We start from the raw sequence: 15,758 nt of genomic DNA, 5'->3' as shown, positions 1-15,758 counted from the left end.
AATACGACTGCGACCATTGTGTTACCGAATGTTCATAGTGAGGATCTAAAGGAAAATAACGAGGAAGTCGTTCATGCAGAGGGAGTCGTACAGGTTGAAAATCAGGACGGGAATGTTCGAATAGAAGTCCGTTCTGGCGTATATACCTTTACGTATCCAAATCAAATGGGAAGCTTGGATCTATTTACGAAGAATTCAAGAGTGCTAGACCTACTTTCCTCTACTGAAGCCATGGAAGTACTAGAGAAGCACAGTCCTGGAATCTCAGAAAAAATCGGACCTTTTTCACATATGAAGGCCTACACTCTAATTCGTTTCGCCAAGGAACCAACTATTCAACTAAAAGATGTAGATTCCATCATTCAAAAAATCAATGAAGCTATATTAGCCGGAAAAAAGGAGAGTAATCATGAGTACTCAAAAGCTTAAGAATCATGTTGTTGTAAAAAATGAAGCCTTTATTGAAGAAGCTCACCGATTGAAGCCAGAATTAAAAAGCAGTTGTGTAAAACCGACGGCGCTCGTTCATGTCCTTCCGAATCCTGATGTCATGCATGGATGGAAGGTGGAGCATGCATCTTCCATGGATGAATGGCAAAAACAAGAATACAAGAAAGGTGATTCCTTTATCGTTGATTTTGGGGACCACCAAGTGGGGTACCTAACCTTTCGTGTTCGTCCTGTGGGAAGCCCGCCGGATGCCCCGTTAAAACTGAAGCTAACGATTGGAGAAATGCCAGTAGAAATGGGTGAACCATTTGATAATAATGATGGCTGGTTAAGTAGTGCTTGGCTACAGGAGGAGACCATTTTTGTAGATGTCTTGCCAGCAACGATTGCTCTTCCACGCAGATATGCTTTTAGATACGTGAAGTTTGAGATCCTAGCCACCTCGAAAAAGTACCAAGTCGTGTTTGAAGAGATCGAGTGTCGAGCCGTTACTTCTGCTGATTTGGATGCAGTGGAAGTGTTAGGTCATTCAGACCCGCTTTTACAAAAAATTGACGAAGTGAGCATAAAAACCTTAGCTGATTGTATGCAGGATGTGTTTGAAGATGGACCAAAGCGTGACCGCCGACTTTGGTTAGGAGATTTACGTTTGCAGGCGTTAGCCAATTATGAAACGTTTGGGACGAATGATTTAGTCAAAAGATGTTTATATCTTTTTGCCGGCGTGCCGAATGATCAGGGAAAGGTGTCAGCCAATGTATTTATTGAGCCGCAGTTGATTGCAGATGATACCTTTTTGTTTGACTACTCACTATTCTTCTTATCAACATTACACGATTACTATCTAGCAACAAGAGACAAAGAAACGTTAATAGAATTATGGCCAACTGCATACCGTCAAGTGGAACTGGCTCTTGAACGATTAGATGAAAATCATATTTTAGCAGATTCTTCAGAGTGGTGGTCCTTTATTGATTGGCAGCAGGGATTAAACAAGCAAACTCCTTCACAAGCGATTTTAATCTATACAATAAAGCAAGCGGTATTTTTAGCAGAGGAATTGAAATTACCAGAAAAAGAGATTCTTGCTGTACGCTTACAGGAAATTGTGGAGGCAACGAAGAATTATTTATGGGATGAAGAATTACAGTTTTTTGTGAGTGGTGCAGATCGACAAGTGTCCTGGGCGAGTCAAATCTGGATGGTATTAGCTGGTGTGTTATCTGATGATGAGAACAATCAATTGATGAACCGTTTATTGGAGGTAAGACCTGAAACAGGTATCGCCACTCCATATATGTATCATCACTTTATCGAAGCGTTACTTATTGCTGGAGAAAAAGAGCTAGCCATTTCTGAGATGAAAACCTACTGGGGTGGAATGATTGAAGATGGTGCAGATACGTTTTGGGAGCTGTATGACCCGAAAAACAAAGAGTTTTCCCCATACGGAAGTCATTTGATCAACAGTTATTGTCATGCTTGGAGCTGCACACCAACGTATTTAATTCGTAAGTATCATCTATAAGTTGCTTTTGGCTAAAAGGAGAAGAAGATGAAAAAGTATATTTCTTTTGACGTGGGTGGAACAAAGGTAAAGCACGGAATCATCCTTGAGGACGGAACGATTGTAACAAAAGGAAGCTACTCGACTACCTGTGATGACCTAGAGGTCTTTTTGGTCGATATGGTCAAAACGATTATGGAATATAAAGAGGCCCATGAAGTGGAAGGTGTTGCCATTAGCCTTCCGGGCTTCATTAATCCAAGCACTGGTTTCGCCGAGAGAGCGGGAGCCATTACCGCTTTGGACAGAAAAAATCTAAAGGAGCTCCTTGAAGCCAAGGTTTCTTTACGAGTGGAGATTGAGAATGATGGAAATTGCTCAGCGTTAGCGGAAAGATGGAGCGGAAATGCCGTGGGCTGTGATGACTTCATTTGCTATACGATCGGCACAGGAATTGGCGGGGGGATCATGGTGAATGGAAAGATCGTCCACGGCCATACGTTCCGCGGTGGTGAATTTGGCTTTATGCTAACACAAGCAGATGTAAAGGGGAAAGAAATGCTTCATACCAACTCTTCTACCACTAGTCTGATCAGAAGGTATAGAGAGTATAAGGGCTTGGAAAAGGATGTAAAGGTTGAAGGAGAGTCCATTTTTTCCGAGGCTGCTGAAAATCAAGAGGTGGACCAATTAATTCATGACTGGTTGGAGCATATTAGTTACGGACTCTATAATTTGGCAGTGACTCTAAATCCACAGAAGATACTAATTGGTGGGGGAGTAAGTGCAAGAGAAGGACTCATCAACCAAATTCAAGGGAAGCTGGAAGAACTAGAGTGGTGGAAATTTTTAAAAGTGGAAATTGCTCCATGTAAACATCGAAATGATGCCGGGATGATTGGTGCGGTGTATCATTTTATGAACAAATAAATGGAACAAGAAGGGACGTATGTTTTGGTATACGTCCCATTTTTATTTGCATGTTAATGGCCTGTGTTAAAGCTCTCTGCCATCTCCAAGTTGTGCATATAGGCAGCCATGGCCATTTCATACCTTACCTTTTTGCTTGCTTCAACGAGATCCTCTTCCTTCACAAGTCCGGATATGGAGTATCTGTGACCTCTGAAATCAACGTTCAGTTCGGTGATTTGGTTAAATTTAAAGCTCTCCACGATAACACCGTGCTCATCCTTCAACAAGAATTCTCCGTATTTCTCGTTGCAAGTTTGAGCCACTTCCTCCATGACCTTAAAAGCGTCGTCCGGATTTTGACTGTAGCTTAGAACAAGGCTTTCGTTCACGCGGCGCCTTCCCCGGCTCCCGTTATGTAGTTCATTGATGTTGCTATAGGAAACCGAATAAAGGTAACCATCAAACTGGCGAATCTTCAGGTGGCGCATGCTGATTTCCTCGATTTTCCCCTGATGATTTCCATTGATAATCACATAATCTCCGTGATGAATCTGACGTTCAAACAAGTAAGTCAGCCCCATAATGTAATCGCGGATGATATGCTGGAAAATCAATGCCAGGGCACCGGCCACCACGACCGAACCAGTAACAAGCCTAGTCAGGTTATAGAAATTGCTGAGCACATAAAGAAAGAAGAACACCAGTCCCATTAACTTTGTCACCTGGTATGCGAAATGCATCAATGTCTCTTCTCGCTTTTCATCCAAGAAGCTCGTTTTGTCAAAGAAAAGCTTGATGGATTTACGAATCAAGTAAACGGTAAGTATAATCAGTACTGCCACAATTAAAATCTTTACGGGCAATCGTTCGAACAATTCAAAGGAAAACATTTTATCAACCCTCCACTTCTCTTAATATACCAAAGGAATGTGGAAAAGGAGAAAAAATAACTGTCCCAAATGGATGGAAACATATCGTATTTCTCCAAGTAGTTTTTGAAAACGATTTATTTTTAAACTAATATGTATATATACTTAAACCATTATGAGTAATAACAATAAGGGGGAATGAATATGACAAAGGGAAATGCCATCAGCAATAATAAGGAATTGTCACTAGAACAACGTGAAGACTTATTAAAAGTATTGAAAGCCCGTTTTGAAAAAAACATGAACCGCCACGAAGGTCTTGAATGGGATAAAATCCAAGCGAAGCTGGAAGTGAATACGGAAAAACTGTGGTCGCTTAATGAAATGGAAAGAACTGGCGGTGAACCGGATGTTGTTGGTTATGATCAGGAGAAGGACGAATACCTTTTTTATGATTGTTCAGCGGAAAGTCCTAAAGGCCGCAGAAGTGTTTGTTACGACCGTGAAGCGTTAGAGTCAAGGAAAAATCATAAACCTGAAAATAGCGCAATCGATTTGTCGTCTGCCATGGGCATTGAACTATTAACCGAGGAACAATATCGAGAATTGCAGAAGCTTGGGAATTTTGATTTGAAAACATCGAGCTGGGTACAAACACCCTCTGATATTAGAGAACTCGGTGGGGCCCTTTTTTGCGACTGTCGCTTCGGTCATGTTTTCGTGTATCATAACGGTGCCGAATCTTACTATGCTGCCAGAGGATTCCGCGGCTCACTAAGGGTCTAAATTTAGCACAGAATTTTGTTTAGTGTAAGTCGAGCTTAGTTGAGAAGAGAAAGGTGAGATGAGAGTGGGGCAAATTAAAATTTACGGTGTAAAAGAAAGATTACATCCAATTAAGGAAACATTATCGAATGTTATTCATTCGTGTATGGTAGAAGCACTTGAGCTTCCTTCGGATAAGAAATTTCACCGTTTTTTTCCTATGGACAAAGAAGATTTTTATTTTTCAAACGGAAGAACGGATGCATATACCATAATTGAGGTTAGTATGTTTGAGGGGCGAACGATAGAAGCTAAAAAACAGCTGATCAATCTGCTTTTTGAACGCATAAACAGCCAATTGAATATCTCTCCTCAAGATGTCGAGATAACCATTTTTGAAACACCGAAACATAACTGGGGAATAAGAGGACTACCTGGCGATGAGTTAGCGTTAAATTATAAAGTGAATGTATGAAGAGTAGAAAGTGGTCTATTATGGACCACTTTTTCTTGTTCGATAAATGGGGAGGTTTGTGGAAGAAAGATTCTATGGAATAGAATGAGACTGATTAACTATCTTCTTCTTTTTTAGATTCATTTCTTCCTATCACTAATCCTAAAATACCACCTGAAAGGAAGATAATAAAATTATTTGCATTCATTTCACCATTAATAATGGTTGAAGCAATTAAAATGATTAAACCGATTGCCATTATGAGAAATACTTGTTTAGCTCTGGTCCTCAATTTGACACCCCATTTTAAAGTTCTTCAAGATTAGTGCACTGGAATAATCATACATGTAAAATAAAAATTGGTAAATGTATATGTTCTATTAAACAAATAATTAAAAAAGAGGGATTATGTGAAAAGCTATTATGCTATATTCTTTTGCTTAGCAATTACATTACATAATTTAGAAGAAGCCTTATGGTTACCTAAATGGTCTCAGCTTGATTCATCCTTTCAAAAAACAGTAACACCCAATGAATTTCACTTTGCAGTGTTGATCATTACTGCACTTGCATATTTAGTAGCTTTTCTGTATTTAAGCTTTTCAGAATCAAATATCATTAAGTGGGCATTCATTGGCTTTATAGGCTCTATGATTTTTAATGCAATTTTTCCGCATCTAATAGCTACTTTATTAATGAAAACATACGCACCTGGTTTAGCTACAGCTCTACTATTAAATATACCAATCAACACCGTTATACTATTTAAATTACATGATTTAAAATTGGTTACTCTAAAAGAAATAGTTTTATCAACAGTTGTAATTGGAATAATTTTATTAGCTATGATTCCACTTTTGTTTATGTTGGGAGGAAATTTACTAAATTATTAATCGAATGAAACCTTTTAATGGGGAGAGATCACTTTATTATACAAAGTAGGTTAGTGTAGAATACTAGTCAGGCATAGTGATGAGTTCTTCCCTCTTCCTGAACCAACCGAAATAAAAGACTGCCGACAAACATAAAACACATAAGTTTGTCGACAGCCTTAAGCAGCCAAGGTTTCTATTTTTTTCTCAATCTTAATAACGGCTTTGAAATAATCGGCGTCAACACACCTGAAAGAATCGCTTCAGTAATTCCATTAGTGGCTACAATGGTCAGCAGTGCAGGCAAAAGCTGCTCCATATCCAACTTCAAAAAGTTCGCATAGGGCTCCCCATAAAATAAATAAATGAATCCAAGAACTAAAACCGTATTTGTTAAAGATCCCAGCACACCGGCAACACTCATTCTTACTGTTTCATTGAGCTTTCCACTGAGTAATCGATGGAACACATATGCAGCAACCACACCAATTAAAATCCGAGGCAAAACAGATACAAGCGGATTCGTGAAAACAATGGGTGCAATTACGCTTGTCGGAGCGACAAATGCCCTGATGAAGGTGATGATTCCCCATATGCCGCCAACAATGGCTCCTTCCTTCATTCCAAGGACGATTGCTGCGACAATGACCGTTACCTGAATAATCGTCAAGCTAAGCGGTCCCATCGGGATATATCCTAAAAACGGGATGGTCGTTTGTATAATGATGATGGCAGAAAGCATCCCTAATAGGACCATTCGGAATGTCTTGTTTTTTTTGTTCATGAATAAACTCCTCTTAACAAATAATATATTCTTCGTTTTCATTCTACACAAAAGAGACAATAGGGGGACAGGCTAAAGAGCGTTTTTTTCTAGATGGGGCGAGTTTTGCTTTTTTATATGCCAATTCTGATGTCAAAATGACAGTCATTTTGGTGCGTTTTTTTTAGTAAAGCACCTCAAAACGGAACCCTTTATGTTTATCCCTGCAAGCTTTTATATTACACTAAAGACAACACAAATCACGTTCATGAGGTGTAATATGGGAAATGATCTTCTTGCAACCTTGATGGAAATAACAGAAGAAGAACAGATGATTCTCGAGCAAAGTAGTGAAATAAAAAAGGACCTTTATACGAATCAAACGTCTTTTATTATTGAAAGCGAAAAATTCCTGAATCCAAACGAGATGATTATGCTTAGAAAGCATACACGATTTATTGATTTTCCCAAGCATCGTCACAATTATATCGAAATTAATTATGTGTTTCATGGTGAGTTAAAACAGAAGGTTGGAACAGAGAATGTCCACTTAAAGCAGGGTGAGCTTTTATTTTTGAACCAGCATATTGAACATGAGATTGAAGCTTGTGCAAAAGAGGATATTATTATTAATTTTATTATTCAGCCGAAATTCTTTGATTTTATTTTTTCCTATTTATCCTCCACTAATTTAATGAGTAACTTCATTATAAACAGTCTCTATAATCACACGCAGAATGGACAATACTTGTACTTTGCTGTTACACATGTGGAGGCCATTCAAGAGTTAATTAAGAAGATGATGGATGAAATTATGGTACCATCGTTATTTTCAGAGTCTACTTTGAAGCTTTATATGGGGCTTTTAATGATAGAGCTTTTAAAGCACACGGATAAATTAAAGCAAAATGAACTAAGCACCGAACATCACTATATCCTTGTCGAGACGATGAAGTATATTGATGAACACTATCAAAATGCTTCTCTTTATGAGTTGGCTGAGCAATTGAAACAGCCACACTACGCGGTCAGTAAGCAAATTAAGCAAGCGACAAAGTATACTTTTAAAGAGCTTTTACAAGAAAAGAGACTTACGAAAGCAAAAGAGTTTCTAGAAAGAACCGAAATGCCTATTACCAAAATCATTGATGAAGTAGGCTACGATAATATGAGCTACTTCTACCGGATATTTAAAAGCAAATACGGAAAAACTCCAAAGGAATATCGAGTAGAGCTGAAAGGCAGGTGAACTTTGTGTTCAGCTGTTTTTTATTGGATTTTGGAGATTGAGGACAAACTTTTAGGCCATAAAAGGTCGAGGTCGCAAATAAACTTTGGGAATAGCAAATAAGGATGATGAATAGCAAATAAAAATTCAGGATCGCAAATAAATTTGTAGGATCGCAAATAAAAATTCAGGATCGCAAATAAATTTGTAGGATCGCAAATAAAAATTCAGGATCGCAAATAAAAATTCAGGATCGCAAATAAATTTGTAGGATCGCAAATAAAATTTTAGAATCGCAAATATATCCTAGAAATCGCAAATAAGCACAGGAAAAATTGCTAGAAGGGTGACCATATTGTTGTTCAAATTTGGTTTTCTAGTACTCTAGAGCAACAAAAAGCACTGGCCGAATGAAGTTTCGGCCAGTTTTTTTATGTTTTTCATGAAAAATTGGCCTTTATTCAATTTAAGCTTATGCCTGTCGCCCCTGACCAAGCTGCTTCCGCTTTTCTCTGTCTAGCATGGCACGAAGGGATGAGCGAGCTTATGACGTGAAAGTTGGGAAAAATAGAAGCATACGCGTCATAAGAAAAGGTTTATGACATGAAAGCTGGGCAAAACAGAGGCATACGCGTCATAAGAAGAGGTTTATGACATGAAAGCCTGAGAAATCAGAAGCATACACGTCATAAGAAAAGGTTTATGACGCGAGAGCTGGAAAAACATAAGCGTACCCGTCATAAAACTTTTTCGTGGAGTCCATACGTCGCTAAACGGGCCTTTCCGCTTTTCCTTGTCCAGCTCCGCCTCCTTGACCCTCGAGGTCATAAGTCATCCCTTCAGGAAAGCAGGCTTTCCGCCAGGGCTCGCCTTATGCTTGTCGGGTCAGAACAGTCGGCTCCGCTTTTCGTTTTGCAAATAAGGTCAATAAATTAAATAAATCCCGATATAGGATATTTCTTTGAATCTAGTATGATAGTAATATCGTAAGCGGTTACAACAAAAGGAGCGTTGAGGATGAACAAGTACAGTATTGCTGTTGATATTGGTGCTTCAAGTGGAAGATTAATGTTAGGTCATAGAGAAAATGGACAATTACAGTTACGTGAATTATATCGATTTGAAAATAAGATTGTACAAAAAGGGAATCACTTTTGCTGGGAGCTTGATCGACTGTTTGATGAAATCAAAACAGGATTAAAAAAGTGCAGTGAACTAGGGATTACACCAGATAGCATCGGGATTGACACGTGGGCGGTTGATTTTGTCCTCCTAGACGAAAACGACGAGCCACTTACAGAAGCTGTGTCCTATCGTGATCCGCGAACGGATGGCATGATGGAAGAGGTATTCCAAATCATCTCAAAAGAACGGCTCTACCTAGAAACAGGGATTCAATTTCAAAAGTTCAACACCATCTACCAGCTCTACTCACTGAAAAAGAACCATCCTGACATCTTAGCGAAAGCAAAGTCCTTTTTAATGATCCCAGATTATTTAAATTTTTTACTCACAGGGAAAAAATCAAACGAATATACAAATGCGACATCCACACAGCTAGTCAATGCTTTTACGAAAAAATGGGACTACGAGCTGCTAGATATTTTAGGGATTAATAAGGACATGTTCCATGAAATCCAGCTGCCAAAGACGATTCTAGGGAACTTGAAGGAAGAGCTAGTATCAGAACTTGGCTTTGATATGAACGTCATTCTCCCTGCCACACATGATACCGGATCTGCGGTGATCTCTGTGCCAGAAGAGGAGAGTACCATTTATATTAGCTCAGGAACATGGTCGTTAATGGGGACGGAGAATCATTTCCCTATCTGTGTCACAAAAGCGCTAGATTACAATTTTACAAATGAAGGCGGTATCGATTATCGCTTCCGTTTCTTGAAAAATATTATGGGGCTTTGGATGATTCAAGAGGTCAAGCGAAACTACGATCATGAATACTCCTTCGCGAGACTTGTAGAACTGGCGGAAGAGGTAGGAGACTTCCAGGCATTCGTTAACGTCAATGATGATCGATTCTTAAAGCCGGACCATATGGTGCAGGAAATTATGAACTATTTGCTAGAGACGGGACAAAGTGTTCCTAGTACACCAGGGGAAGTAGCGAAATGTGTATATGATAGCTTAGCAGCTAGCTATAAAGAAACCATCGGAGAGATAGAAAGTATATTTGAAAAGTCATTTGATAAGATCAATGTCATCGGTGGTGGTTGTCAAAATGAAATGCTGAATCAGCTTGTCGCGGATGTGACGAATAAGGAAGTGCTGGCTGGTCCGATTGAAGCAACAGCTATCGGCAATATCGTAGCCCAATTGATGGCATTAGGTGAATTTACGGATTTACAGGAAGCACGTTCTATCATCAAACAATCTTTTGAAGTGAAAAAATACGAACCTACTAAATCAGTAGCCAACTCATAATCGGAAAGGAAGAAAATCATGACTATTAAAGAAAATTTTGAACTAGCGAAGCAAGCATACTCAAAATGGGGAATCGATGTTGAAGACGTATTACAAAAGCTAAAACAAGTGCCTATTTCTATCCACTGCTGGCAAGGTGATGACGTGGGAGGATTTGAAGTAAATCCTAGTGAGCTATCTGGAGGAATTGATGTAACAGGGAACTACCCTGGAAAGGCAACGACACCGGAGCAATTGCGTAGCGACCTAGAAAAAGCACTGTCTCTTATTCCAGGAAAACATCGTGTAAACCTTCATGCCATTTACGCAGAAACAAACGGGGAAGTAGTAGAACGTGATCAGCTAGAGCCGAAGCATTTTGAAAATTGGGTAGCTTGGGCGAAGGAACAAGGATTAGGGCTAGATTATAACCCAACCCTTTTCTCCCATCCAAAAGCATCAGATGGATTAACCCTTTCACATCCAGATGAAGAGATCCGTGAGTTTTGGATTAATCACTGTATTGGAAGTAGAAAAATCGGGGAGTATTTCGGAAAAGAACTAGGAACACCAGCATTAACAAATATTTGGATTCCAGATGGCTATAAAGACATTCCGAGTGACAGACTGACTCCAAGACAGCGCTTGAAGGATTCTTTAGATAAAATCTTTGCTGTACCAGTGGATGAGTCATACAATTTGGATGCAGTAGAAAGCAAAGTATTTGGAATTGGTTCTGAATCTTATGTAGTCGGTTCTCACGAATTCTACTTAGGCTATGCATTAAAGAATGATAAAATCTGCTTGCTTGATACAGGACACTACCATCCAACAGAAACGGTATCAAACAAAATTTCTTCGATGCTTTTATATAGTGACAAGATAGCTCTTCACGTATCAAGACCAGTCCGCTGGGATAGTGACCATGTCGTGATTTTAGATGATGAACTAAAAGAAATTGCCCTTGAAATTGTTCGTAACGATGCACTGAATCGAGTGATTATTGGACTAGATTTCTTTGATGCAAGTATCAACCGTGTAGCGGCTTGGACAATCGGTACAAGAAACATGGTGAAGGCACTGTTATACGCAATGCTTGTACCAAACGAAAAATTAAAACAGCTTCAAGAAGAAGGCAATTTTACCGAAAGATTAGCATTAATGGAGGAATTCAAAACCTACCCGTTCGGAGCGATTTGGGATTACTATTGTGAACAAATGGGTGTGCCTGTAAAAGAGGCTTGGTTAGAAGAAGTAAAATCATACGAAACAGAAGTACTTTCAAAAAGATAACCAAAAAGATAAGTAGATCTTCCTTTGTGAGGGTCTACTATCTTTTTGTTTTTCAAAGAATATGCTATAATTTAACATGAAATTAACATAAAAATAAAAATAATCAAATATAAATCAACGTTCGATCGGGGAAGGGTGTACGTTTGTGCTTGTAGCTGAAAGGCAAAGGAAAATTGTTGATCTAGTCAATGAGCGTTTAAGTATAAGAGTGTCCGAACTAAGCAAAATTTTTTCAGTGACGGAAGAAACCATTCGTAGAGATCTTGAAAAATTAGAAAAGGATGGCTTTTTGGAAAGAAGTCATGGCGGTGCCGTAAGTATTGAAAAGGAAGATAATGAAGTTTCTTATTTGGAAAGAGAAATTACAAGAGCGGCTGAAAAACGTGCGATCGCGTTAGAGGCGGTAAAAATGGTGGAGCCGGGGGACCAGATCGTTCTTGATGCGAGCACCACCGCTTGGTATATGGCGAAAGAACTTCCAGACATGCCGTTAACGGTATTAACGAATTCGATTAAAGTGGCCCTAGAGCTAAGTAAAAAGGAACAAATCCGTGTCATCTCAACGGGTGGAAACCTGATGTCGATTTCTCTTTCGTATGTTGGTCCTCTAGCGGAACGTTCATTAAAAATGTACCATGTGAACAAAATGTTCTTTTCATGTAAGGCGATTCATCCAGATGGTGGACTTAGTGATACGAATGAATTGCAAGCGCTATTAAAAAAGGATATGATCCAAATTGCTGATAAAGTGATCTTAATGGCGGATTCAAGCAAGTTTGGAAAAAGAGCCTTCTCTCAAATAAACTCATTATCAGCAGTGCATAGCATTATTACCGATTCAAACATGGATGATCGGACAAGAGAGAGGCTTGAAGAAAAGGAAGTCAAATTAATATTTGTAAATATATAAGATGAAAACAGACCAAGCTAGGTCTGTTTTTTTTTAACTGCAAAACCATGACATGAGAAGTTATTAGAGGTGTGAAAATGTAATGCCTTGGCCCTAAATTGTCGTGCTAGATGAACCAGTAGAACGGTCTCTTTTGACTTGGAAATTATTTCAAAAATATATTGCGTGTTATAGGTAGAAGTAGGATAATTATTTACGATTTACCTACTAGATCAAACTTAAAACAAAGTTTCTTAGAAAAATAGATTTTATCCGGTCAATAAGGGGGAATATGATTGGCTAAGATTATGGTGGTTGATGATGAGTCTCATATTCGGGAGCTTATCCGATTATATTTGGAAGATGAGGGATTTGAGATTGTGGAGAAGACAAATGGAGTGGATGCGTTGGAGTATGCGGAAAACAACCCTCTCGATTTAGTCATTCTCGATATTATGATGCCAAAATTAGATGGATGGAGGCTATGCAAGGAGCTCCGTGAGCTTGGGGATATTCCAATTTTGATGATTACCTCAAAGGGAGAAGCTCAGGATAAGATTAAGGGCTTTAAGCTTGGAACCGATGATTATTTAGTAAAGCCCTTTGATCCAATGGAGCTTGTGATGCGAGTGAGAGCCTTGCTGAAGCGTTATCGAATTTCTGCATCTAATGTGATCAAGCTTGGAGAGCTTGAATTAGACCGAAAAACCTACCATATTGTCTATCAAGATGGTCGAAGAGAAACCATTCCAATGAAGGAGTTTGAATTACTTTATAAGCTGGGCAGCTATTCAGGTCAGCTGTTTACTCGTGACAACCTTATTGAACAAATTTGGGGCATGGATTATGAGGGGGATGAACGGACAGTTGATGTTCATATCAAGCGGCTTCGGGAGCGATTTGCGGAGTTTGAATCTGATTTCAAGATTGTAACAATCCGTGGTCTTGGGTATCGCTTGGAGGTGTCTCGCAATTAAGTCGCTCTATACTCGTATTGTCGTTATTTTTGTTAGTGTTGTGATGGTTAGTTTGTTTGTTGCTTATCTGGGAACCACTTATTTATACAAAGATGTCATTCATAAGGAGATTCGCCAAATCCTACTCAAAAATAGTGAAAAGGTGTTAGAACTCTATCATACTTCCAATTCTGATGATATCGTGAGATTCACTCAAACATTTACTGGTACAATTGGAAGTAGGCTTCAGCTATATAATCAGGAGGGTGTTCCTCTCCTCGATGAGGATTTGAAGGTTGAAACCAAACATGTAGAAACCGTTCTTTCAGGGGAAGTAGAGGACAAGATCTTTGAAGGTGAATTCCAAGTCCCCGTCGTGGGGATTCCCTTTTCAGACAATGGTAAGTCCTATGCGTTATTTATCAGCGTAGAGAGAAATAAGGTGGAAGAGGAAACGATGAATTCCATTCACCTCATGTACGTCTTCATTCTCTTTTTAGGAAGCTTATTGGTTATCATTGGTGCTCGTTATGTCGTGAATCCTCTTGTTAGGCTAACCGAAGCAACGAGGAAGATGGCGCAAGGGAACTTTAAAATTGAACTCCCAACAAAACGTAAGGATGAGATTGGAGTCTTAAGTACCAGTTTTAATGAAATGGCAAGGGAACTTGGGAAACTAGATCAAATGCGTCAGGAATTTGTAGCCAATGTCTCCCATGAAATTCAATCACCGCTTACCTCCATTTCAGGATTTTCAAAGGCATTACAACAAAAGCAAGTGAATGAGGAAACTCGGAATCGTTATTTGAAAATTATTGAACAGGAAAGCGAACGGTTATCACGCCTTGGAAGAAATCTGCTTCAGCTTTCTCATTTGCAGCATGACCAACATAAGCTTACCTTGGCAACTTATCGTTTAGATGAGCAGTTACGGAGTGTGGTCATTGGCCTGGAACCACAATGGTCTGCAAAAGACATTATAGTTGATATCCACCTAGAGCCGATAACTGTAGAGGCAGATGAGGATCAGTTGAACCAGGTATGGATGAATATTATTAATAACAGCATTAAATTCACACCAGCTCAAGGGAAGATTGCTGTTGAAGCTACTGTTAATAATAATCAAATCACTGTTTCGATTAGCGATAACGGTGTGGGGATACCAAAAGAAGAACGAAAGGATATTTTTAAGCCGTTCCACAAGGTTGATAAGTCCCGTGATCCTTCGATCAAAGGAAACGGCCTTGGATTATCGATTGTGAAACAAATTGTTGATTTACATCGTGGTCATATAGAAGTATCTGAGAGTCCTTGGGGAGGGGCGAAGTTTATCGTGACAATACCTCAACTATAAATATAGTAATAAGTGAGAAAGGAGAATTTTTACTCCTTTCTCTTTTTTTATTTGCGTTCATATTCAGTTCATATAGAGGATTTATCATACCATTCATAGCCACTCATCGGTTTTACTAGCGGGTTATTTAAGAAAGGGGGCTGAGTATGAAGGGTCGGAGAATTCTTTTTTTACCATTACTTCTTTCAATCATCTTTTCTTCAAATTGGGTAATTGATATAGCAACTTATTTGAGAAGAGGCCTGGTCATCCTCACCTTGGGAATGATTTTATGGTTCATATATGACCATTTGAAAGAACCGGATTTACCAGGAAGGATCATCATCGTTTTATGTGTCATTGTTGTCTCCTCGGTTCTACTGGTCTTAGGTACCCTGTTAAAAACAGGTTGGTAAAAAAATATTTATTACTTGAGTTCATATTCAGTTCATATTGAAGGTTTACAGTAGGTTCATCGAAGAAAAGTGAAAAAAGTTGAGTTAAAAATGGGAGAAAGGAAGAGATCTTATGAATGTTTTTCTTTTACACTGGGCTGGATTTATTTTTCTTGTAGGTCTGGTTTTATCGTTACCGCTTGGGGCCGTCTATTACTTGAATCATTCACAGCTTAAGCAATTCTTTACGAATCCAAGGAAACTGAAAGCTGCTCATTTGGATTTTATCATGCAGGCATTTTCGATAGGAGTGGTTTTCTTGCTAGAGCTTGGAATGAACATGAGGGTCCCGACCTACGCTGTGATTCCACTAGCATTTGGAACCTTTTGTAATCCATTTATCTTTTTAATGGAGGCAACAACTTTGTATAAAATGGCCTATATAAAAATACTTTACCGAACATTAAAAGGCGTAAGCCCTTCTGCACTATTTTTCGCATGGTTTGTGGTTGCCTTTTTGTACTTACCAGCATATATCATGTGGCTTCTTCTAACTTTTGTGTTACTACTAATCCTTACATTTTTAGCATTTAGCAGAAAAACCAAAATGATTTCATCAACTAAAAAAATGATCGATATTGGAGGAAAATAATG

The 15,758-nt window shown here is 38.9% G+C and carries 16 protein-coding genes and 1 pseudogene; 14 read left to right on the top strand and 3 right to left on the bottom strand.

What is annotated here, in order from left to right; genetic code table 11:
- The 3 genes and pseudogenes from ACGLXV_RS18845 to ACGLXV_RS18835 all read left to right on the top strand — a co-directional run.
- Positions 1 to 429: pseudogene (locus tag ACGLXV_RS18845) on the top strand (hypothetical protein); the annotation flags it as partial.
- A complete protein-coding gene (locus ACGLXV_RS18840; protein WP_391559862.1) occupies positions 410 to 1,978 on the top strand; it encodes an alpha-L-rhamnosidase-related protein in 1,569 nt (522 codons plus the stop codon). The pseudogene ACGLXV_RS18845 and the gene ACGLXV_RS18840, both read left to right, overlap by 20 nt.
- A 27-nt stretch (positions 1,979 to 2,005) precedes the next feature.
- Positions 2,006 to 2,887 carry an ROK family protein gene (locus ACGLXV_RS18835; protein ID WP_391559861.1) on the top strand — a complete coding sequence of 294 codons (882 nt, stop codon included), beginning with the start codon at positions 2,006 to 2,008 and terminating at the stop codon, positions 2,885 to 2,887.
- 53 nt (positions 2,888 to 2,940) lie between these two features.
- Here ACGLXV_RS18835 and ACGLXV_RS18830 read toward each other — a convergent pair whose 3' ends face one another.
- Positions 2,941 to 3,759 (bottom strand): mechanosensitive ion channel family protein, encoded by an 819-nt coding sequence (locus ACGLXV_RS18830; RefSeq protein ID WP_391559860.1) that lies wholly within the window; start codon positions 3,757 to 3,759, stop codon positions 2,941 to 2,943.
- A gap of 183 nt (positions 3,760 to 3,942) precedes the next feature.
- On the opposite strand from ACGLXV_RS18830, the gene ACGLXV_RS18825 reads away from it, so the two are divergent.
- Entirely contained in the window at positions 3,943 to 4,524 is a 582-nt protein-coding gene (locus ACGLXV_RS18825; protein WP_391559859.1) for a DUF4256 domain-containing protein, read from the top strand.
- 64 nt (positions 4,525 to 4,588) lie between these two features.
- Positions 4,589 to 4,978 (top strand): tautomerase family protein, encoded by a 390-nt coding sequence (locus ACGLXV_RS18820; RefSeq protein ID WP_119706569.1) that lies wholly within the window; start codon positions 4,589 to 4,591, stop codon positions 4,976 to 4,978.
- 94 nt (positions 4,979 to 5,072) lie between these two features.
- Here the strand turns inward: ACGLXV_RS18820 and ACGLXV_RS18815 are convergent, their stop codons facing one another.
- Positions 5,073 to 5,249 (bottom strand): hypothetical protein, encoded by a 177-nt coding sequence (locus ACGLXV_RS18815; RefSeq protein WP_391559858.1) that lies wholly within the window; start codon positions 5,247 to 5,249, stop codon positions 5,073 to 5,075.
- Positions 5,250 to 5,367: 118 nt separating this feature from the next.
- Between ACGLXV_RS18815 and ACGLXV_RS18810 the strand changes: the two genes are divergently transcribed.
- Positions 5,368 to 5,850 carry an HXXEE domain-containing protein gene (locus tag ACGLXV_RS18810; RefSeq protein WP_391559857.1) on the top strand — a complete coding sequence of 161 codons (483 nt, stop codon included), beginning with the start codon at positions 5,368 to 5,370 and terminating at the stop codon, positions 5,848 to 5,850.
- A gap of 175 nt (positions 5,851 to 6,025) precedes the next feature.
- On the opposite strand, the gene ACGLXV_RS18805 is transcribed toward ACGLXV_RS18810, so the two are convergent.
- Positions 6,026 to 6,613: an ECF transporter S component gene (locus tag ACGLXV_RS18805; protein WP_391559856.1), complete on the bottom strand. Its 588-nt coding sequence runs from the start codon at positions 6,611 to 6,613 to the stop codon at positions 6,026 to 6,028.
- A 259-nt stretch (positions 6,614 to 6,872) separates the two neighbouring features.
- On the opposite strand from ACGLXV_RS18805, the gene ACGLXV_RS18800 reads away from it, so the two are divergent.
- From ACGLXV_RS18800 to ACGLXV_RS18765, 8 genes are all read left to right on the top strand, one after another.
- Positions 6,873 to 7,841, top strand: a complete 969-nt coding sequence (locus tag ACGLXV_RS18800; protein WP_391559855.1) for an AraC family transcriptional regulator — start codon at positions 6,873 to 6,875, stop codon at positions 7,839 to 7,841.
- Between the two features lie 996 nt (positions 7,842 to 8,837).
- A complete protein-coding gene (gene rhaB, locus ACGLXV_RS18795; protein WP_391559854.1) occupies positions 8,838 to 10,259 on the top strand; it encodes a rhamnulokinase in 1,422 nt (473 codons plus the stop codon).
- Between the two features lie 18 nt (positions 10,260 to 10,277).
- Positions 10,278 to 11,531 (top strand): L-rhamnose isomerase, encoded by a 1,254-nt coding sequence (gene rhaA, locus ACGLXV_RS18790; RefSeq protein ID WP_391559853.1) that lies wholly within the window; start codon positions 10,278 to 10,280, stop codon positions 11,529 to 11,531.
- Positions 11,532 to 11,676: 145 nt separating this feature from the next.
- Positions 11,677 to 12,441, top strand: coding sequence for a DeoR/GlpR family DNA-binding transcription regulator (locus ACGLXV_RS18785; protein ID WP_391559852.1), 765 nt, complete (start codon positions 11,677 to 11,679; stop codon positions 12,439 to 12,441).
- 275 nt (positions 12,442 to 12,716) lie between these two features.
- Positions 12,717 to 13,397 (top strand): response regulator transcription factor, encoded by a 681-nt coding sequence (locus ACGLXV_RS18780; RefSeq protein ID WP_391559851.1) that lies wholly within the window; start codon positions 12,717 to 12,719, stop codon positions 13,395 to 13,397.
- A gap of 43 nt (positions 13,398 to 13,440) precedes the next feature.
- Entirely contained in the window at positions 13,441 to 14,730 is a 1,290-nt protein-coding gene (locus ACGLXV_RS18775) for a sensor histidine kinase (protein ID WP_391559850.1), read from the top strand.
- A gap of 146 nt (positions 14,731 to 14,876) precedes the next feature.
- Complete coding sequence (locus tag ACGLXV_RS18770) at positions 14,877 to 15,125, top strand: hypothetical protein (RefSeq protein WP_391559849.1); 249 nt, start codon at positions 14,877 to 14,879, stop codon at positions 15,123 to 15,125.
- Positions 15,126 to 15,237: 112 nt separating this feature from the next.
- Positions 15,238 to 15,756 carry a hypothetical protein gene (locus ACGLXV_RS18765; protein ID WP_391559848.1) on the top strand — a complete coding sequence of 173 codons (519 nt, stop codon included), beginning with the start codon at positions 15,238 to 15,240 and terminating at the stop codon, positions 15,754 to 15,756.
- Positions 15,757 to 15,758: the final 2 nt, after the last annotated feature.

Source organism: Robertmurraya sp., from assembly GCF_036676585.1.
Lineage (GTDB): Bacteria > Bacillota > Bacilli > Bacillales > Cytobacillaceae > Robertmurraya_A.
Note: the sequence above shows the minus strand (reverse complement) of the source record. Positions and strands in the feature narration are given on the sequence as shown.

Bases quoted from the DNA above. Each gene is read 5' to 3' on its own strand.
- ACGLXV_RS18830 (WP_391559860.1), bottom strand. From the start codon at position 3,759: ATGTTTTCCTTTGAATTGTTCGAACGATTGCCCGTAAAGATTTTAATT.
- ACGLXV_RS18840 (WP_391559862.1), top strand. From the start codon at position 410: ATGAGTACTCAAAAGCTTAAGAATCATGTTGTTGTAAAAAATGAAGCC.
- ACGLXV_RS18805 (WP_391559856.1), bottom strand. From the start codon at position 6,613: ATGAACAAAAAAAACAAGACATTCCGAATGGTCCTATTAGGGATGCTT.
- rhaB (WP_391559854.1), top strand. From the start codon at position 8,838: ATGAACAAGTACAGTATTGCTGTTGATATTGGTGCTTCAAGTGGAAGA.
- ACGLXV_RS18765 (WP_391559848.1), top strand. From the start codon at position 15,238: ATGAATGTTTTTCTTTTACACTGGGCTGGATTTATTTTTCTTGTAGGT.
- ACGLXV_RS18775 (WP_391559850.1), top strand. From the start codon at position 13,441: ATGGTTAGTTTGTTTGTTGCTTATCTGGGAACCACTTATTTATACAAA.
- rhaA (WP_391559853.1), top strand. From the start codon at position 10,278: ATGACTATTAAAGAAAATTTTGAACTAGCGAAGCAAGCATACTCAAAA.
- ACGLXV_RS18770 (WP_391559849.1), top strand. From the start codon at position 14,877: ATGAAGGGTCGGAGAATTCTTTTTTTACCATTACTTCTTTCAATCATC.
- ACGLXV_RS18825 (WP_391559859.1), top strand. From the start codon at position 3,943: ATGACAAAGGGAAATGCCATCAGCAATAATAAGGAATTGTCACTAGAA.
- ACGLXV_RS18835 (WP_391559861.1), top strand. From the start codon at position 2,006: ATGAAAAAGTATATTTCTTTTGACGTGGGTGGAACAAAGGTAAAGCAC.
- ACGLXV_RS18800 (WP_391559855.1), top strand. From the start codon at position 6,873: ATGGGAAATGATCTTCTTGCAACCTTGATGGAAATAACAGAAGAAGAA.